The sequence below is a fragment of the Mesorhizobium sp. P2_A12 genome (genome assembly GCF_056405075.1).
In genome coordinates this window covers 191,191-207,704 of the sequence record NZ_JBFUCU010000007.1, presented here as the reverse complement: position 1 = coordinate 207,704, position 16,514 = coordinate 191,191, and the positions used below count along the sequence as shown (strand labels likewise).

Annotated in this window: 18 protein-coding genes; 11 read left to right on the top strand and 7 right to left on the bottom strand. The window is 63.5% G+C overall.

The genetic code is table 11. From position 1 onward, the window contains the following. Positions 1-5 precede the first annotated feature (5 nt). Both AC1DZU_RS17865 and AC1DZU_RS17860 read left to right on the top strand, forming a co-directional pair. Positions 6-1,304, top strand: coding sequence for a BtaA family protein (locus AC1DZU_RS17865; protein WP_477286850.1), 1,299 nt, complete (start codon positions 6-8; stop codon positions 1,302-1,304). After that, the gene (locus AC1DZU_RS17860) at positions 1,301-1,978 is read left to right on the top strand and encodes a class I SAM-dependent methyltransferase (protein ID WP_477286848.1); all 678 of its coding nucleotides are present in this window, start codon (positions 1,301-1,303) and stop codon (positions 1,976-1,978) included. The genes AC1DZU_RS17865 and AC1DZU_RS17860 overlap by 4 nt, the downstream gene beginning before the upstream one ends. On the opposite strand, the gene AC1DZU_RS17855 is transcribed toward AC1DZU_RS17860, so the two are convergent. After that, positions 1,970-3,349: a serine hydrolase domain-containing protein gene (locus AC1DZU_RS17855; RefSeq protein ID WP_477286846.1), complete on the bottom strand. Its 1,380-nt coding sequence runs from the start codon at positions 3,347-3,349 to the stop codon at positions 1,970-1,972. The two genes, AC1DZU_RS17860 and AC1DZU_RS17855, sit on opposite strands and share 9 nt — an antisense overlap. Positions 3,350-3,636: 287 nt before the next feature. Between AC1DZU_RS17855 and AC1DZU_RS17850 the strand changes: the two genes are divergently transcribed. Then, positions 3,637-4,440, top strand: coding sequence for a glycoside hydrolase family 25 protein (locus tag AC1DZU_RS17850; protein ID WP_477286844.1), 804 nt, complete (start codon positions 3,637-3,639; stop codon positions 4,438-4,440). Between the two features lie 174 nt (positions 4,441-4,614). Then, positions 4,615-5,793 carry a lytic murein transglycosylase gene (locus AC1DZU_RS17845; RefSeq protein ID WP_477286842.1) on the top strand — a complete coding sequence of 393 codons (1,179 nt, stop codon included), beginning with the start codon at positions 4,615-4,617 and terminating at the stop codon, positions 5,791-5,793. Between the two features lie 52 nt (positions 5,794-5,845). Here AC1DZU_RS17845 and AC1DZU_RS17840 read toward each other — a convergent pair whose 3' ends face one another. Then, positions 5,846-7,066 carry an alanine racemase gene (locus AC1DZU_RS17840; RefSeq protein WP_477286840.1) on the bottom strand — a complete coding sequence of 407 codons (1,221 nt, stop codon included), beginning with the start codon at positions 7,064-7,066 and terminating at the stop codon, positions 5,846-5,848. A 209-nt stretch (positions 7,067-7,275) separates the two neighbouring features. Between AC1DZU_RS17840 and AC1DZU_RS17835 the strand changes: the two genes are divergently transcribed. After that, positions 7,276-8,193 carry a DMT family transporter gene (locus tag AC1DZU_RS17835; RefSeq protein ID WP_477286838.1) on the top strand — a complete coding sequence of 306 codons (918 nt, stop codon included), beginning with the start codon at positions 7,276-7,278 and terminating at the stop codon, positions 8,191-8,193. 440 nt (positions 8,194-8,633) lie between these two features. On the opposite strand, the gene metF is transcribed toward AC1DZU_RS17835, so the two are convergent. Both metF and AC1DZU_RS17825 read right to left on the bottom strand, forming a co-directional pair. Continuing rightward, positions 8,634-9,551 carry a methylenetetrahydrofolate reductase [NAD(P)H] gene (metF, locus tag AC1DZU_RS17830; protein WP_477286836.1) on the bottom strand — a complete coding sequence of 306 codons (918 nt, stop codon included), beginning with the start codon at positions 9,549-9,551 and terminating at the stop codon, positions 8,634-8,636. Beyond that, the gene (locus tag AC1DZU_RS17825; protein ID WP_477286834.1) at positions 9,551-10,558 is read right to left on the bottom strand and encodes an ArsR/SmtB family transcription factor; all 1,008 of its coding nucleotides are present in this window, start codon (positions 10,556-10,558) and stop codon (positions 9,551-9,553) included. Before AC1DZU_RS17825 ends, metF begins: the two co-directional genes overlap by 1 nt. Before the next feature lie 131 nt (positions 10,559-10,689). On the opposite strand from AC1DZU_RS17825, the gene tsaA reads away from it, so the two are divergent. Further along, on the top strand, positions 10,690-11,229 hold the full coding sequence (tsaA, locus tag AC1DZU_RS17820; RefSeq protein WP_477286832.1) for a tRNA (N6-threonylcarbamoyladenosine(37)-N6)-methyltransferase TrmO: 540 nt from the start codon (positions 10,690-10,692) through the stop codon (positions 11,227-11,229). Then, positions 11,226-11,543 (top strand): DUF2293 domain-containing protein, encoded by a 318-nt coding sequence (locus AC1DZU_RS17815; RefSeq protein ID WP_477286830.1) that lies wholly within the window; start codon positions 11,226-11,228, stop codon positions 11,541-11,543. The genes tsaA and AC1DZU_RS17815 overlap by 4 nt, the downstream gene beginning before the upstream one ends. Before the next feature lie 11 nt (positions 11,544-11,554). Here AC1DZU_RS17815 and AC1DZU_RS17810 read toward each other — a convergent pair whose 3' ends face one another. Then, positions 11,555-12,058 carry a hypothetical protein gene (locus AC1DZU_RS17810; RefSeq protein WP_477286828.1) on the bottom strand — a complete coding sequence of 168 codons (504 nt, stop codon included), beginning with the start codon at positions 12,056-12,058 and terminating at the stop codon, positions 11,555-11,557. 157 nt (positions 12,059-12,215) lie between these two features. Here AC1DZU_RS17810 and AC1DZU_RS17805 point away from each other — a divergent pair, with 157 nt between their 5' ends. Together AC1DZU_RS17805 and AC1DZU_RS17800 are read left to right on the top strand one after the other, a co-directional pair. Continuing rightward, positions 12,216-13,178, top strand: coding sequence for a D-amino acid aminotransferase (locus AC1DZU_RS17805; protein ID WP_477286826.1), 963 nt, complete (start codon positions 12,216-12,218; stop codon positions 13,176-13,178). A 132-nt stretch (positions 13,179-13,310) separates the two neighbouring features. Next, entirely contained in the window at positions 13,311-14,150 is an 840-nt protein-coding gene (locus tag AC1DZU_RS17800; protein WP_477286824.1) for an SDR family oxidoreductase, read from the top strand. A 78-nt stretch (positions 14,151-14,228) separates the two neighbouring features. Here the strand turns inward: AC1DZU_RS17800 and AC1DZU_RS17795 are convergent, their stop codons facing one another. Both AC1DZU_RS17795 and AC1DZU_RS17790 read right to left on the bottom strand, forming a co-directional pair. Then, on the bottom strand, positions 14,229-14,846 hold the full coding sequence (locus AC1DZU_RS17795) for an MOSC domain-containing protein (protein ID WP_477286822.1): 618 nt from the start codon (positions 14,844-14,846) through the stop codon (positions 14,229-14,231). 5 nt (positions 14,847-14,851) lie between these two features. Next, positions 14,852-15,493 carry a TetR/AcrR family transcriptional regulator gene (locus AC1DZU_RS17790; protein WP_477286820.1) on the bottom strand — a complete coding sequence of 214 codons (642 nt, stop codon included), beginning with the start codon at positions 15,491-15,493 and terminating at the stop codon, positions 14,852-14,854. A gap of 125 nt (positions 15,494-15,618) precedes the next feature. On the opposite strand from AC1DZU_RS17790, the gene AC1DZU_RS17785 reads away from it, so the two are divergent. Together AC1DZU_RS17785 and AC1DZU_RS17780 are read left to right on the top strand one after the other, a co-directional pair. Next, the gene (locus AC1DZU_RS17785) at positions 15,619-16,041 is read left to right on the top strand and encodes a tautomerase family protein (RefSeq protein ID WP_477286818.1); all 423 of its coding nucleotides are present in this window, start codon (positions 15,619-15,621) and stop codon (positions 16,039-16,041) included. Between the two features lie 31 nt (positions 16,042-16,072). Then, positions 16,073-16,471: a VOC family protein gene (locus AC1DZU_RS17780; RefSeq protein ID WP_457151696.1), complete on the top strand. Its 399-nt coding sequence runs from the start codon at positions 16,073-16,075 to the stop codon at positions 16,469-16,471. The last annotated feature ends 43 nt before the right edge of the window (positions 16,472-16,514 follow it).

Genomic DNA, 16,514 nt, shown 5'->3' with positions numbered 1-16,514 from the left:
CTGTCATGACCTTGGGCTACCCGCTTGCGCCAAAGCAAATGGGGAATCACCTTGCCATGACGGACGTTTCCGCAGATCTGGTTTTTCGCCGCGGCAAGGAAGTTGGAAAGGCCGTCTACCAGAACCGCCCGCTGTCGAAAGCCGGCATCTCGGAGCGGCTGTTCGCCTTCCTGTTTTCCGGCCTCGTCTACCCCCAGATCTGGGAGGACCCCGATGTCGACATGGAGGCGATGCAGCTTGGCCAGGGCCATCGCGTCGTCACCATCGCCTCCGGCGGCTGCAACATCCTCGCCTACCTGACCCGTTCGCCGGCACAAATTGACGCCGTCGACCTCAACGCCGCGCATATCGCGTTGAACCGCATGAAGCTGGAAGCCGTGCGCCACCTGCCTGCGCAGGGCGATCTGTTCCGCTTCTTCGGCGCCGCCGACACCAGCCACAATTCGCAAGCCTACGACCGTTTCATCGCGCCACATCTCGACCCGGTCAGCCGTCACTACTGGGAGCGCCGGAACTGGCGCGGCCGCCGGCGCATCGCCGTCTTCGACCGCAATTTCTACCAGACCGGCCTGCTCGGCCTGTTCATCGCCATGGGCCATCGCACGGCAAAGTTCTTCGGTGTCGATCCTGCCGGCATCATGCAGGCCCGCAACATCGGCGAGCAGCGCCGCTTCTTCAACGAGAAACTGGCGCCAGTCTTCGACAAGCCGCTGCTGAAGTGGGCGACGTCGCGCAAGGCCTCGCTGTTCGGCCTCGGCATTCCGCCGGCGCAGTACGATTCGCTGATCACGTCGGGTGACGGCACCATGGCCAGCGTGCTCAAGGCCCGGCTGGAAAAGCTTGCTTGCGATTTTCCGCTGGAGAACAACTACTTCGCCTGGCAGGCCTTCGCCCGGCGCTATCCGAACCCCGGCGAGGCTGCCCTGCCCGCCTATCTCGAAAAGCAGAATTACGAGACCATCCGCGGCAATGTCGACCGCGTCGCCATCCACCATGCCAATCTGATCGAGTTCCTTGCCGGCAAGGATGCAGGCGCGGTCGACCGCTTCATCCTGCTTGATGCGCAGGACTGGATGACCGACGACCAGCTCAATGCGCTATGGTCGGAAATCACCCGCACCGCGTCGGCCGGCGCCCGCGTCATCTTCCGCACCGCCGCCGAGCCCAGCTTGTTGCCTGGTCGGGTTTCCAGCTGGCTGCTCGACCAGTGGAATTATCAGGACGAGGCGTCGCGCGAATTCTCGGCCCGTGACCGCTCGGCCATCTATGGCGGCTTCCACCTCTACGTGAAGCGCGCCGCATGAGCACCACCGACCTGCCGGCCAGCCATGCCGAACTGATGGACGGCGTCTACCGCTGGCAGCGCCACATCTACGACCTGACCCGTAAATACTACCTGCTCGGCCGCGACCAGATGATCTCCGGGCTCGACGTACCGGCCGGCGGCACCGTGCTTGAACTCGGCTGCGGCACCGGCCGCAACATCATCCTGGCCGCCCGTCGCTATCCCGACGCCCGCTTCTTCGGCCTCGATATTTCGGCCGAAATGCTGGAGACGGCGGGCACTGCCATTGCCCGCGAAGGCTTGTCGGGCCGCGTCACGTTGGCGAGGGGCGACGCCACCGATTTCGATGCGGGCGCACTTTACGGTGTCGAACGGTTCGACCGCATCTTCGTATCCTATTCGCTGTCGATGATCCCCGGCTGGGAAAAGACGGTCTCGGCGGCACTTGCTGCGCTGTCACCGAATGGTTCGCTGCACGTCGTCGATTTCGGCCAGCAGGAAGGCCTGCCAGGCTGGTTCCGGGCGCTGCTGCGCGGCTGGCTCAAGAAATTCCATGTCGCGCCGCGCTCGACCTTGCGCGAGGTTCTGGAATCAGAATCTCGGCGAACCGGCGCAAGCTTCCGTTTCCGCACGCTTTATCGCGGCTATGCCTGGCTGGCCGTGATCGGGCCGCGTCCACAAAAACTAGTGTAGCGCCGTCACCAGGGCCCCGACCATCGCCTGAGGGCGGTAGCCGAGCTTGGCCGGCGTCAGCCCGAGCCGCACCACAACCAGCTGCTCCGAGGGAATGACGGTGACCGTCTGCCCGTCATGGCCTTCCATCCAGTAGGTGTCCTTGGGCAGCCCCGCCGCCACGCCGGCGCCGGGCTTCTTCTCGTCGCCCGGTGCCTCGATCCACAACTGGCCCTTGCCGTAGACTTTCGAGGCTGGCGCCGGCTCCCGCATCCAGTCGACGAAGCCGGCCGGCAGCACCTGGTTGCCGTTCCACACCCCACCTTGCAGCAGGAACTGGCCGAAGCGGGCCCAGTCATGCGCCGTGGCATAGAGATAGGATGAGCCGACGAAGGTGCCCTGTTCATCGGTCTTGAGCACCGCGCTGTGCATGCCGAGCGGCTCGAACAGCGCGGTGCGAGGCCACATCAGCGCCTTGCCCTTGTCGCCGATCGCGTCCTGCCAGAGGCGCGACAGCATCACCGCCGTGCCGCTCGAATAGGTGAACACTTTGCCGACCTCGGCCACCAGCGGCTTGGCTTCGGCGAAGCCTGCCATGTCGGGTTCGAGGTAGAGCATCCGCGTGACGTCGGCGACGTCGCCATAGTCCTCGTTGAACTCCAGTCCGCTCGACATCGCCATCATGTCGGCAAGGCTGATCGCGGCGCGGCCATCCGCCTTCCACGGCGCGAACAGGCCTTTTTTGTCGACCGCCATCTTGCCGTCCTTGACCAGCGTGCCGACGATCGCGGCGTTCACCGTCTTGGTCATCGACCAGCCGAGCATCGGCGTCTTTGCCGAGAAGCCCGTGCCATAGCGCTCGGCGACGACGCGGCCATTCTTGACCACCACCACCGCGCGCATGCCGCTGCCGGTCAGCGCCGCATCGTCGAGCAGCTTGGCAATCACCGGATCCTGTGATGGCTCGACCCGCTCGCCCTCGGGCCACAGCGCGGCCTGGCTGACCGCCGACGGTTCGGCATAGACCGCCGTCCGCCGCGCTTTGCCGACATCGCCATCGGGAACCGAAGCGCAACCCAGCCCGTCACGGGCGACGGCGAGGCTCTTGCCAAGGAAGCCAAGCATGCCCGCCGAGACCGTTCCCCTATTCTTGTCCACCGAGACCCGCATCAACCGCAGCAGCGGGTGCCCAGGCGCCTGCACGTCGACCGCGAGCACCTCATTGGCGTCGCGACCGGCGATGAAGACGTTCGAGCAGACGATCTTGGCCGAATAGCCGGAGCCGACGCGGATCATTTCCGGCGGCGCGATGTAAAGCCAGGCGAAGAGCGCGGCGATCGCCAGCGCGACCAGGCCAAGCAGCCATCTGACGATCTTGGCGACGATCCGCATTTGTTTCCTCCAGGCCCCGTGCCTGACGCTCATGTCATCGATTTGCCGACATTGCTTCCGCAAATCGCAGTGCTTGTCGAGCGCCGTCAACCTGATATCAACCATGTTCGGCGATCACTGGATGCATGTCGCCCAAAAGTGCGCAGCGGTTTTGGGACAACGACATGCACGAAAGCGAAGATACCGGGCGATGCTGTGGGGCGATCGCTCGTCGGGGGCCAGACAAAGCGCCGGCCATCAGTGCACAGACCCATCAGCGACCGGCTGAATCCGGCTCGGGAGTTGCGATGCGCCGTCTTGCGGGCCTCATCATGCTGACGCTGCTTAGCGCCTGCTCGACGGTGGACGATCTCTCGCCACTGTCACCGTCTGCGTCCAGCAGCCCGACGACGGTTGCCGTGCGCGCGCCGCGCTTTGCCGATTCCAAGCCGCATGAATGGGAAAGCGGCGCACCGTGGAACTACGCCGTTCACGGCACAGACGTCTCCAAATACCAGACTTCGGTCGACTGGCCGGCGGCCAAGGCCAACGGCATCTCCTTCGCCTTTATTAAGGCGACCGAGGGCGGTGATCGGTTCGATGAATATTTCAACGAACACTGGGCCCGCACGAAAGCCGCCGGCGTTCCGCGCGCGGCCTACCATTTCTTCTACTTCTGCACGCCCGCCGCCCAGCAGGCGCGCTGGTTCATCCAGAACGTCCCGGTCGATCGCTCGGCGATGCCGCCGGTCCTCGACATGGAGTGGAACCCAAAATCGCCAACCTGCAGGTTGCGTCCCGATGCCGCCACGGTACGCGCGGAGATGACCACCTTCCTCGAAATCGTCGAACGGCACTATGGCAAGAAGCCGATCATCTACACCTCGGTCGACTTCTTCGATGACAACCAGCTATCGACCTTCCGCGGCTATCCCTACTGGCTGCGTTCCGTCGCCGGCCATCCGCGCGAAAAATACGGCAGTCACCCCTTCACCTTCTGGCAATACACCGGAACCGGCATCGTTCCGGGCATGACCGGCAAGTCCGACATCAACGTCTTCAATGGCAGCGAAGCCGCGTGGAACAAGTGGTTGCGGCAGAACACCCGCTGACCCCAGTGTAACGGCAGAGCGGAATAAGGGGCTTCGGCAGAACACCGTTGACACCGGGCCTGCCGCTTGCTTTTCGACACAGCCAGCGGCAAAGAGTGCAACCGCCGGTAATCAAGGGCGTTGGGCTTCCGAGGGGGGCACGACAAATGCCCTCATTCGTTCGAAAGGAAGCTGATGCGACTGCGTTCCCAAGCCCTCGCGGCGCTATTCTTGTGCGCCACGGCCTTGCCGGCGATGGCGCAGGAATGTGGCGGCGACTTCGAAGCCTGGAAGCAGGGCGTGGCGGCGGAAGCCAGGGCGGCCGGGGTCGGTGCCGTGGGCCTGGACGCGCTGGAGGATGCCACCATCGACGACAAGGTCCTGGCGCGCGACCGTGCCCAGGGCGTCTTCACCCAGACCTTCACCGAATTTTCCAACCGCATGATCTCGGCCTACCGGCTGAAGCAGGGCGCGGCGAACATGAAGAAATACGCCGATGTCTTCGCCCGTGCCGACCAGCAGTTCGGCGTCCAGGCACCGATCATCGCTGCCTTCTGGGCGCTGGAGACTGATTTCGGCGCCGTGCAGGGCGATTTCCACACGCTGAGCGCCCTGGTGACGCTGTCCCATGATTGCCGCCGCCCGCAACTGTTCCGGCCTCAGCTGGTGCCACTTCTGGAATTGATCGATCGCGGCGTCGTGCCGGCCGATGTCAGGGGTGCCTGGGCCGGTGAAATCGGCCAGACCCAGATCCTGCCTTCCGACTATCTGGCGCGCGGCGTCGACGGCGATGGCGACGGCAAGGTCGACCTGCGCGGCAGCGTGCCGGATGTGATCATGACCACCGCTAACAAGGTGCTGTCGCGTGGCTGGAAACGCGACGAGCCCTGGATCCAGGAAGTCCGCGTGCCCGACGACATGCCGTGGGACCAGACCGGGCGCACCAATAAGCTGCCGTTGACGCAATGGGCGCAATGGGGTGTCACCTACCCCAGCGGCGCGCCGTTGGTCGACAACGGCCTGAAAGCGGGCCTCGCGCTGCCCATGGGCCGCAAGGGGCCAGCCTTCCTCACCTACGACAATTTCGACGTCTATCTCGAATGGAACCAGTCCTTCACCTACGCGCTGACCGCTGCCAACCTTGCGGCGCGCCTGGCGGGCGCACCACAGTTCGATCCGCGCAATCCCGAGACCGGCCTCAACAACGAACAGCTGAAGGCGCTGCAGACCAAGCTCGAGGCCAGGGGCTACGATGTCGGCACGGTCGACGGCATCCTCGGCACCAACACCCGCGAAGCCATCCGCAAGGAGCAGATGCGCCTTGGCCTGCCGGTGGATGGCTGGCCGACGCCGGAGTTGCTGGCGAACCTGTGAGAGCGACTAGCGAGCAGAAGGTAACTCCTTCTATTCGCTATTCGCTACTCCCCTAATCCGCCATCGTCTCCAAACTCGCAAAGCCTTGCGGCGCGTCGCCCTCGTCGAACGGCGTCGTCACCTCGACGAAGGTGTCGGGATAAAAGCCGTTGAATCGGGTCCGGAGCGACAACGAATAGGCGCCGATATGGCCAATCTCGATCCAGTCGCCGGTGTCGACCGTTTCCGGCAGCCAGAACGGCCGCGACAGGATGTCGACGGAATCGCAGGTCGCGCCGCAGACCTTGAACGGCACGATGTTCTTTTCCTCGCCATTGCGCGAGCGGATCGCCGGATCGGGGATGAAACGCGCCGGCAGCGTGATCTTGCCGGTCCATGAGTCCGACAGCGACGCCCAGATGCCGTCATTGATGTAGAGCCGCTTGCCCTTGCGCAAGAGCACCCGCACGATCAGCGACAGGCAGCGCGCCACGATCACCCTGCCGGGCTCGGCCACCAGCGGTATCTGGTCGAATTGGTATTCCTTCAGGTCGCCGGAAAGCCGCGACATGATCTGGCCGAGCGACGGCATCTCGATCTGCTTGCGGTTCGGGTCGTGGCCGTACTCGGCTGGAAAGCCGCCGCCGACATCGAGCCCAGCAATGTCGAAGGTCAGGCGGTTGCGCACCCAGTCGGCCGACGCCAGCGCCCGCTCATAGGTATCGGGATCCTCGATCTGGCTGCCGACATGGAAACATAGGCCGACCTTGTAGCCGGTGCGGTTCAGCCGCTCCGCCAGTTCGACCGCATAGGCCGGCCCGGCGCCGAACTTCTTCGACAGTTCATAGGCGGCCGATCCTTTCGTCTGGACCCGCACGAACACGGCTATTGCGCCCGGATCGATGTCGAGCGCCCGCACCACCCGGGTCAGCTTGGTGATCTCGTCCTCATGGTCGAGCGAAATGACACGGATGGCGTACTTCTCCAGCGCCAGCTTGATGTCCGACTGCGCCTTGACCGGATGCATGTAGAGCATCTCGGCATCGGGTGAGACCGCACGCACGGCGGCGAACTCGCCGGGCGAGGCGACGTCGAAAGCGGTGACGCCGGCCTCGACCAGCGCCTTTAGTACGATCGGCTCGCCATTGGTCTTGACCGCATAGGCGGTCTTGCCGGGGAACATGCCCATGAACTGCCTGGCATCCGCCATCAGCACCTGCGGGCGGAAGCAATAGACCGGATCGTCCGGGCGAAGCGCCAGTGCCGCCTCGCGGGCATTCTCGAATCGCTGCATGGACGAATCCTCATGTCGGCTGCGCACAATTAATCCAAGCTAGCGGCTAATGAAAACAATTCTGTGTCTCGTGGCACTGACGCAGCGGCGTTAGATTTTTGGCAGCAACGTTTGCCATCAGTCAGGTTTCGGGTGGCCCTTGTCGCCAGACCCGATATGCGTTCTGGCTGACCGGCCGGCATTGAGGCCGTCTGGGGAGGACGATTGACATGGCAATGGCCGCGACATCAGCATCACGCGGGCCGATGGTGCTCAAGGACTGGGGGCAGCTTCTGCTGCTCGGTGCAATCTGGGGTGGCTCGTTCTTCTTTGCCCGCATAGCGGTGGCAGAACTTCATCCGCTGGTGCTGGTGCTGTTTCGAGTCGCCATCGCGGCGATCGCGCTGCAGCTCTATCTCGCCATTCGCGGACCGTCCTTTCGCCTCGCGCTTCCTCATGCCGGTTTGTTCTTCCTGCTGGCATTCACCAACAATGTCATCCCTTTCTCGCTGATCTTCGCCGGCCAGACCCAGCTTGGCGCCGGCGTCGCCTCGGTGCTCAACGCAACGACACCGTTCTGGACATTGATCCTCGCCAACGCGCTGACATCAGACGAAAAGCTCTCCTGGAACAAGCTCGCCGGCATTGCGCTCGGCGTCGCCGGCACGGCGGTGATGATCGGCCCCGGCCTGCTTGCCGGGCTCGGCGGTCCGGTCTGGGCCAAATTCGCGCTGATCGGCGCTTCGCTGTCCTATGGTGTGGCGCTGATGGTCGCCCGCCGCTTCAAGGCCGTCCCCTCGCCAGTCATCGCCACCGGACAATTGACCGCCTCGACCATCATCATGATCCCGATCGTGCTCTTCACTTATGGCCCGGCCGGACTGTTCTCCGCCTCGCCTCCGGTCTGGGCGGCGGTGCTGGCGCTGGCGCTTTTGTCCACCGCCTTCGCCTACATCCTTTATTTCAACCTCGTCGCCTCGGCCGGCGCCACCAATGCCTCGCTGGTCACGCTCATCGTGCCGGCCAGCGCCATGCTGCTCGGCTTCCTGTTCCTCGGCGAACGGCTCGAACTGTTCGAAATCTGCGGCGTGGTGCTGATCGCACTTGGCCTCGTCACTATCGACGGACGGCTGTTCGGAAGGCGTTAGAGCGCCGCGGTAGCGCTGCCATGACACGATACTGACACATCGCCGCCACATTTTGTTCACAGGTCTGAAGCGGGTTTTTGCCGAAGAGTTTCAATGCCTAACGGCAAAAGGCGGGTCGCAAATCTAGCAATCACGTCGCAATGCAGCACATTTTTCGCTTGCCTGTGGCACAAATGAACCTAGACTCTCGGATATAGCTCTTTAAGAGGAGGCTATGTCATGGGACTTACGAGGCCTATCAACGCATTGATGATCTGTGCTGCGTTCGCCTTCATCGGAGCCCTCATTATGGGCTTTCTTCCCTGACCCGCCAAGACGGGGAAGACCAGCACCACATAGTCAAAACCATCGAAAAAGGCCGGGTCTTTACCCGGCCTTTTTGCATTTCGGAAGCCCTTTTGAATATCTTTGCTTGACGCGACTCCGAACGGGGAATTGCTCTAAGCTGCGGCGGTACCGGCCGGCTCGGCTTCGTGCGAGCGGATGCCGATCATGTGGCAGATGGCAAAAACCAGATCGGCTCGGTTCATCGTGTAGAAATGGAATTCGCCGACCCCGCGCTCGACCAGGTCCATGACCTGTTCGGCTGCCACCGCCGACGCCACCAGCGCATGCGTCTGCGGATCCTGGTCCAGGCCCTCGAACCGCTCCGCCAGCCAGCCGGGCACATGCGCGCCCGCCCTCGCGGAAAAGTTCGCGACCTGCTTGAAACTGTGAACCGGTTGGATGCCCGGCACGATGGGGATGTAGATGCCGGCGCGGCGGACGCGCTCGACATAGCGCTCGTAGAGATCATTGTCGAAGAAGAACTGGGTGATGGCGCGCGTCGCACCATTGTCGACCTTGCGTTTCAGCATCTCGATATCGGTGGCGAAATCGGGGCTCTGCGGATGCTTCTCCGGATAGGCCGCGACCGAGATGTCGAAATCCGCGATCCTCTTGAGTCCGGCGACCAGTTCCGCACCATTCTCGTAGCCACCGGGATGCGGGCGATAGGATTCGCCGACACCCGAGGCCGGATCGCCGCGCAGCGCCACGAATCGGTTGATGCCGATCGACTTGTAATCCTGGATGACCGCGTCGACCTCGTCGCGCGTTGCACCGACGCAGGTCAGATGCGCCGCGGCCGGAATGCCGGTTTCCGTCAGGATGCGCTTTACCGTGCGTGCGGTGCGCTCACGCGTCGAGCCGCCGGCGCCATAGGTCACCGAGACGAATTTCGGCTTCAGCGGCTCCAGCCGGGTCACCGTGTCCCACAGCCGTGCCTCCATCTCGTCGGTTTTGGGCGGGAAGAACTCGAAGGAAACCCTGACCTTGTCGCCAATGTCTGGGCGACGGGAAAAGCGGAACTGGTTCATCAGGCAATTTCCCTTATCTGCCTTGTGTCGTTGGAAGGATCGGCGATCAGCAGGCGCCGGTCGCGCCCAAGCCAGAGTTTGACGGTGAGCCTGGCCTCGTTGCCGCCGCGCGGCTCGAACTCCTGGCTGTCTTCGAGATCGAGGCCGGCTTCCGCAAACCAGTCGGCGATCTGCCGATCGGAAAAGCCCAGCCGCATATGCGCGTGTTCGTCGCGCAGGAATTCCAGCGTGTGCGGCGCGAAGTCGACGATGACCAGCCGCCCGGCCGGCCGCAAAAGCCGGGCCGCCTCGTGGATGGCGCGAGCGGGATCGTCGAGGTAGTGCAGCACCTGGTGGATGGTGACGAGATCGAAGGCGTCACGTTCGACCGGTGGCGCGAAGATGTCGCCCTGCCGCACCTGCGCATTCGAAACCCCTGCCTTGTCGAGATTGGCGCGCGCCACGGTCAGCATCTCGCGCGACATGTCGATGCCGACACCGCGCCGGTAGAGCGGCGAGAAGATTTCGAGCAGCCGCCCGGTGCCGGTGCCGAGGTCGAGCATCGACTGGAACGGCCGCTTGCCGACCAGCTTCAGCATCGCGGCCTCGACGGCGCGGTCCGGCACATGCAGCGAGCGGATATGGTCCCAGCTTGCCGCATTCACCGAAAAATATTCAGCCGCGCGGTCCTGCCGCTTGCGCTTGACCGAGCCCAGTCGCTCTTGATCACGCTCGACCTGGGGGTCGGCGCCGCGAATGCTGGAAACCAGCCCCAGCACGAAGTCGCGCGCCGAATCCGTATCCGACAGGCGGAAAAAGGCCCACGACCCTTCCTGGTAGCGGCCGATCAGCCCGGCCTCCAGCAGCAGCTTCAGATGCCGCGAAACGCGCGGCTGCGACTGGCCGAGAATTTCTGTAAGATCGGAAACGGTGAGGTCGCCGCGAGACAACAGTGCCAATATGCGCAGGCGGCTGGATTCGGCCGCCGCCTTCAATGTGTCCACCATGGTGTCGAGTGAGACATGCATCAGCGTATTCTCTTTGAAAAAGATATAAACATATGTTTATGTCGATTTTCGCATCCTTGCAAGCGCTATGTCGCTTCCGGACAAGAAAATGCCGCTTGCGTGATCTCGATCAAACAGATGCGAGGGGTGGAATGACCGGACCACGTGAGATGTTCGAGGCGCGCGACGGCGAGCAGGAGCTGGAAACAGATCCGGCGCTGATGCCAGGTGACGGCGGTATCGTCTTCATCGGCCGCATCACCTCGCCATGGACGACACGGGAGACCTGCCCCAAGAACATGCGCACCGCGCGCGAGACCGGGCAGCCGGCGGTGCTGACCATCGACGCACCCTATCGCAGTGGCCTGCAGGGGCTGGAGCGCGCTAGCCACATCATCATCCTGTCCTGGCTGCACCACGCGCCGCGGACTCTGATTGTGCAGAAACCGCGCCATGCGGCTGAAGCCAAAGGCGTATTTTCGTTGCGCTCGCCTGCCCGGCCGAACCCGGTCGGTTTGCATGTGGCCAGGCTGGTCGGGCTCGACATCGGCACCGGACGCCTCGATCTCGACGCCATCGATGTGCTCGACGGCACGCCGGTCATCGACATAAAACCCTACTTCGCCTCGACCGATGCCTTCGCCGAGGCGACCATCGAAGGGCGCGACGAGCCCAATCGGATTCGGCGATGAAAGCAGCGCCGACCGGACGCCGCCGCGCCATCGCCAAGGCGCTGACGGCACTGCTGCCGCTGGCGCCCTATGCCGACATGGAGAAGATCCGCGCCGATGCCGGCTCGGTTCACATGAAGACATTGCCGCCGACCATCGCCGTATGGCTGGCGACCATTGCCCACATCCGCCACGTGCACACCGATTACGAAAAACTGCTGGGCGAAGGCTACGACCGCGACTCGGCGCGTTTTTTCGTCATCGAACAGACCAACATGATACTCACCCGCTGGCGCGCGACACGCCTGCTCGACGCCGACGACGAGGAGGAATGAGGCAGAGCCTGTTATTGCCGCGTCAGCACGGCGACCGCATTGTAGGGCTGGCCGTCCGCCTGGCCGGTCCACGTCCAGGACAGATTTCCCTTGAAAAACCTGACGGTGATGTTGCCGCCGTCGATGCACTTGTCCTGACCGTAAGTGATGCTCTCATGGTATTCCGCCGACGTCTCGTCCCTGGACGTCTGGGACAGGGATCCGCCGCAGCCAAATGACGGATAGTCGATCGATGCACCGCCATCATTGATCGTCATGGCGATCGACCAGTCGGCGCCGGTGGCCCCGGCCGGGCTCTGGTGGCCGCTGCCGACCCAGGTGCCGCTCAGCGTCGGCAAATTCACCGCGCAAGGCACGTTCTGGAAGATCGGCGTCAATTCGCTGCCGGTTTTCTCGCAGCGATAGGTCTGGCCGCTCTGGCACAGTTCCTCGCCTTGGCGAGCGCATTGCGCACTGGCTTGGCCTGTGGCGGCAAAAATCATCATGGCTGCGATGACGGTCCCGAACCTGCCCATGTCCCCCTCCCGGTCAGAGTTCGCAACATAAGGCAAGTCCAGTCCAATGTATCGGCCGGATCGCCATCGAGGACGAACAGCACCTGTCGGCTGGCTCTATGCCTTCCGCTTGGCGCCGATAGCCTGCTGATCCCGCCTTGCGCGACAGGACGCCCCGATGAGCCAGACGAAGGCAAGACAGGATGAGAAGCCACTGCCGACGGTCAGCGACCGCCACGTAGACCCGCATTCCTATCCCGACGGGGTCGCCTTCCTCGACGGCCAGTATCTGCCGATGTCGCAAGCCAAGGTCTCGGTGCTGGATTGGGGTTTTCTGCATTCCGACGCCACCTACGACACCGTGCATGTCTGGAATGGCCGCTTCTTCCGCCTCGACCTGCATCTCGACCGTTTCTTCAGCGGGCTCGAAAAACTGCGCATGACGATCCCCTTCGACCGTGAAGGCGTGACCGAGATCCTGCTCAATTGCGTGGCGTTGTCGGGACATCGTAGCGCCTATGTCGAAATGCTGTGCACGCGCGGCGCCTCGCCGACCTTCAGCCGAGACCCGCGCCAGGCGGTCAACCGCTTCATGGCGTTCGCGGTGCCGTTCGGCTCGGTCGCCAATGCCGAGCAGCTGCAGCGTGGCCTGCGCGTCGCCATCAGCGACAAGGTGCGTATCCCGCCGGCCTCGATCGATCCGGCGATCAAGAACTATCACTGGCTCGATCTGGTGCGCGGCCTCTACGATGCCTATGACCGCGGCGCCGAGACCGCGCTGATTCTCGACTTCAACGGCAATGTCGCCGAAGGCCCAGGCTTTAACGTCTTCTGCGTCAAGGACAGCAAACTGTCGACGCCGGCCATTGGCGTGCTGCCCGGCATCACCCGGCGCACCGTTTTCGATCTCTGCGCCGAACAAGGTCTCGTCGCCGTCGCCACCGATGTCAGTGTCGCCGCTTTGCACGAGGCTGACGAGGTCTTCATCACCTCCACCGCCGGCGGCATCATGCCGGTGACGGAGATCGACGGCGACCGGATCGCGAACGGCAAGGTCGGGCCGATCACCAGCCGCCTGGTGGCGCTCTATTGGCAAAAGCACGACGACCCGGCATGGTCGAGCCCGGTGCAATACCCCTGATCAACAAGGCGGTTTGTTCAAAAAGATATCCTTCGCCTCTGGAAAAACGCCGGATCGTCCGTATATGCCCCAAAGCGGAGAAGCCTCCGCTTTCACCCGAAATCACGCCCGCAGGGGCAAGGACTCCACATCATGACAAACAAGGTTTGGTTCATCACCGGATCGTCGAAGGGCTTTGGCCGCGTCTGGGCCGAGGCCGCACTCGCCCGTGGCGATCGCGTCGCGGCGACCGCCCGCGATGCCGGCACGCTCGCCGATCTTGTCGAGAAATACGGCGACAATATCGCCGCGATAAAGCTCGACGTCACCGACAAGAAAGCCGTCGACGCCGCGATAGCTGAGGCGCACAAGCGCTTTGGCCGGCTCGACGTCGTCATCAACAATGCCGGCTATGGCCATTTCGGCGCCATCGAGGAAGTCAGCGAACAGGAAGCCCGCGACCAGATCGAAACCAATGTCTTCGGCGCCCTATGGGTCACCCAGGCCGCGCTGCCGATCATGCGGGCGCAGCGCTCCGGCCACATCATCCAGATCTCGTCGATCGGCGGCGTCAATGCCTTTGCCTCGCTCGGCCTCTACCATGCCTCGAAATGGGCGCTGGAGGCCTTCAGCCAGTCGCTCGGCATCGAGGTCGCGGAATTCGGCATCCATGTGACACTGGTCGAACCGGGCGGCTTCTCCACCGACTGGGCCGGTCCGTCGGCCAAGGTCTCCAAGCCGATCGAGGCCTATGCGCCCGCCCGCGCCAAGATGGCCGAGCGCCGCGCCAATTCGGTCGCCGGCGATCCCGAGGCCACCGGACCGGCGATGCTGGCCATTGTCGATGCCGCCGAGCCGCCACTGCGCGTGTTCTTCGGCGATGGCGGCATGCCGATGATCAAGCAGGAATATGCCAACCGCATCGCCACTTGGGAAAAGTGGGACGACGTTTCCATCGTGGCGCAGGGCGCGAAGAAGAACCGCAAAGCTTGAGGCCAGTTCGGAGATATCGCTACGCCGCCTCGGCGGCGTAGCCCCCGCCCTATGCGGCATTCGAATGCGGGCGAGTGTCTAGCTCAGATAGATCCACTGCTCGGGCACGCGCACCGATATCTCCTCGCCGGCCTTGATCGTTCCCGGCTTCTCGACCCAGGCGACGAGGCCGCGCAGCCGCTTCGCCGATTTCGGGAACAACAGGGCGCCGGCCTCGATGTCGGCCATCCCGGCATGTTCGGCGATCGATCGGCCGGCGATACGGCAGGGTCCGTTCTGTGCGTCGACTTTGATGGTAACGCCGTCCTTGAAGAACAGCAGTGTGCCCGCCGGCAGCATGGACAGATGCGGCACACCCTCGATCAAAAGATTGGCGCCGATCCACTCCGGCCTGATCTCGGCCAGGCCCATGCGTTCGGCGACGATGGCCAGTTCATCCGCCGCCACCACAGACAATTGCCGCTCATTGCGCATTTCGGTGCCGCGCGGATACCAGGGCTCGCGCCCGCCGGACCGCCGCGTCGCGCCAGCATGGAAATCGCCCGATATGCCTTCGAAGCCCAGCCGCAACGCATCGACCGGACGCGTTTCGAAATGATCCGATGGCGCCAGATAAAGCGCTGCCACGTTGGCGGCCAGCTTTCGCGCCGGGACGATTTCGATCGGCTTTTCAGCCTCGGGGAAGAGATCCAGCATCGGCTTCATTCCTTGGATGGTGCGCCCTGTTTTTGCCCTTCGTCCGGCAACGCCGCAAGAGCGGTTTGGGCCAAAGAGCGCAACTCTTCGACCGAAGCGCCGTCCCGCGCCTGGATGGACATGCCGTTCATGACGCCGGCCAGGTATTTGGCGAAGCCCTCGACGGCGAGGCCTTCCGGCAGGTCACCGATTGCCCGGCCCCTGGACAGCCGCTCGGCGATCGCCACTTCACTTGCCTTGCGGTAGGCCTTGAGTTCATCCGCAATGGCTTGCGCCTGCGGCGAGGCTGCGAGCGCACCGCTGACGAACAGGCAGCCACCAGGCTTGCCGGGCCTGGAATAGGCCTCCGCCGCGCCGAGCAGCAACCGCCGGATCGCTTCCCGCGTCGGCACCGGCGCGGCCAGCGCCTCCAGCGCAAAGCCAATCTCGGTCTGGTGGTAGCGCGTCAGCGCCTTGCGGAACAAAGTCTCCTTGTCGGTGAAGGCGTTGTAGATCTGCGGCGGCGTCAGCCCCATCGCCTCGCGCAGCATGGCCAGCGAAGTCGCCTCATAGCCATGCTCCCAAAACAGATGCATCGCCGCATCCAGCGCCCGATCGAGGTCGAAGGCGCGTGGCCTGCCGACCCGATTCTTTTCCAAATTATCCATAGTGATCGATACGAAACCTGTTGACTCGCCTTCTCGACATAACGTAACAATTGATACGAAACATGGCAAGCCGGAAGACATTTCCGTCGGCAAGACCATGGAAGCCAGCGAAAAAGGAGAGCCAAATGCCCATCACTGTGACCGCGCCCGAAGGCGTACTGACCCCGGCGGGAGAGCGCGAGATCCTGCCGCGCCTCAGCGCCGCCCTCCTCGAAGCCTCCGGCGCCACCGGCAATGCGTTCTTCGCCGCGATTGTCGGCGGCACGGTCCACGTCCTGCCGCTGCATCGCATTTATGCCGGTGGTGCCAACCGGCCGGTGGTCATGGTCGAACTGAAGCTGCCGAACATCGGCCTTGGTTCGATCGAAGCCCGAAATGCCTTCATCAATGCAGCCGCCGGGATTGTCTCCGAGCTCTGCGTGCCCGGCCACCGGCCTGAAAACACCTGGATCAACATCGTCAATGCGCCAGACGGCGGCTGGGGTATCGGCAGCCGGCAATATTCAGGCGAAGCACTCGTCGCGGCCGCGACCGCCGCCGCGCAGTGATCTGGCGGCCGCGATGAACAGGAGCGAACCGATGCGGCTCTCACCTTCGCTGTTCTTCACCACCAATTGCGAGCCGGCACTGGCCTTCTACGAACAGTGCGGTCTTGGCCGGGCAACGATCCTGCTGCGCTGGGGCGACAACACCATGCCGGTGCGGACCGAAGCCATGCGCGGAAAGGTGTTGCATGCACGGTTCGAAGGCCCGGGCGTGCTGTTTCATGCCTCGGACAATGACGATGCCGAGCCGATGAAAGGCTCCGCCCTTTGCCTGGAATTCGACAGCCTGTCGGCGATGCGGGAGCTTTTCGCCCGCATGGCCGCGGGCGGCCGGATCACCGTCCCCCTGGCGCGGCAATATTGGGGAACCAGCTTCGGCATGCTGGTCGACGCCTTTGGCGTGCAATGGATGTTCAGCTGTCCCAATGAATGAGGTCCGGCGCGGATCACGATCTTCTTACCTGAAATTGGAACCA

Bases quoted from the DNA above. Each gene is read 5' to 3' on its own strand.
- AC1DZU_RS17865 (WP_477286850.1), top strand. From the start codon at position 6: ATGACCTTGGGCTACCCGCTTGCGCCAAAGCAAATGGGGAATCACCTT.
- AC1DZU_RS17860 (WP_477286848.1), top strand. From the start codon at position 1,301: ATGAGCACCACCGACCTGCCGGCCAGCCATGCCGAACTGATGGACGGC.
- AC1DZU_RS17855 (WP_477286846.1), bottom strand. From the start codon at position 3,349: ATGCGGATCGTCGCCAAGATCGTCAGATGGCTGCTTGGCCTGGTCGCG.
- AC1DZU_RS17850 (WP_477286844.1), top strand. From the start codon at position 3,637: ATGCGCCGTCTTGCGGGCCTCATCATGCTGACGCTGCTTAGCGCCTGC.
- AC1DZU_RS17845 (WP_477286842.1), top strand. From the start codon at position 4,615: ATGCGACTGCGTTCCCAAGCCCTCGCGGCGCTATTCTTGTGCGCCACG.
- AC1DZU_RS17840 (WP_477286840.1), bottom strand. From the start codon at position 7,066: ATGCAGCGATTCGAGAATGCCCGCGAGGCGGCACTGGCGCTTCGCCCG.
- AC1DZU_RS17835 (WP_477286838.1), top strand. From the start codon at position 7,276: ATGGCAATGGCCGCGACATCAGCATCACGCGGGCCGATGGTGCTCAAG.
- metF (WP_477286836.1), bottom strand. From the start codon at position 9,551: ATGAACCAGTTCCGCTTTTCCCGTCGCCCAGACATTGGCGACAAGGTC.
- AC1DZU_RS17825 (WP_477286834.1), bottom strand. From the start codon at position 10,558: ATGCATGTCTCACTCGACACCATGGTGGACACATTGAAGGCGGCGGCC.
- tsaA (WP_477286832.1), top strand. From the start codon at position 10,690: ATGACCGGACCACGTGAGATGTTCGAGGCGCGCGACGGCGAGCAGGAG.
- AC1DZU_RS17815 (WP_477286830.1), top strand. From the start codon at position 11,226: ATGAAAGCAGCGCCGACCGGACGCCGCCGCGCCATCGCCAAGGCGCTG.
- AC1DZU_RS17810 (WP_477286828.1), bottom strand. From the start codon at position 12,058: ATGGGCAGGTTCGGGACCGTCATCGCAGCCATGATGATTTTTGCCGCC.
- AC1DZU_RS17805 (WP_477286826.1), top strand. From the start codon at position 12,216: ATGAGCCAGACGAAGGCAAGACAGGATGAGAAGCCACTGCCGACGGTC.
- AC1DZU_RS17800 (WP_477286824.1), top strand. From the start codon at position 13,311: ATGACAAACAAGGTTTGGTTCATCACCGGATCGTCGAAGGGCTTTGGC.
- AC1DZU_RS17795 (WP_477286822.1), bottom strand. From the start codon at position 14,846: ATGCTGGATCTCTTCCCCGAGGCTGAAAAGCCGATCGAAATCGTCCCG.
- AC1DZU_RS17790 (WP_477286820.1), bottom strand. From the start codon at position 15,493: ATGGATAATTTGGAAAAGAATCGGGTCGGCAGGCCACGCGCCTTCGAC.
- AC1DZU_RS17785 (WP_477286818.1), top strand. From the start codon at position 15,619: ATGCCCATCACTGTGACCGCGCCCGAAGGCGTACTGACCCCGGCGGGA.
- AC1DZU_RS17780 (WP_457151696.1), top strand. From the start codon at position 16,073: ATGCGGCTCTCACCTTCGCTGTTCTTCACCACCAATTGCGAGCCGGCA.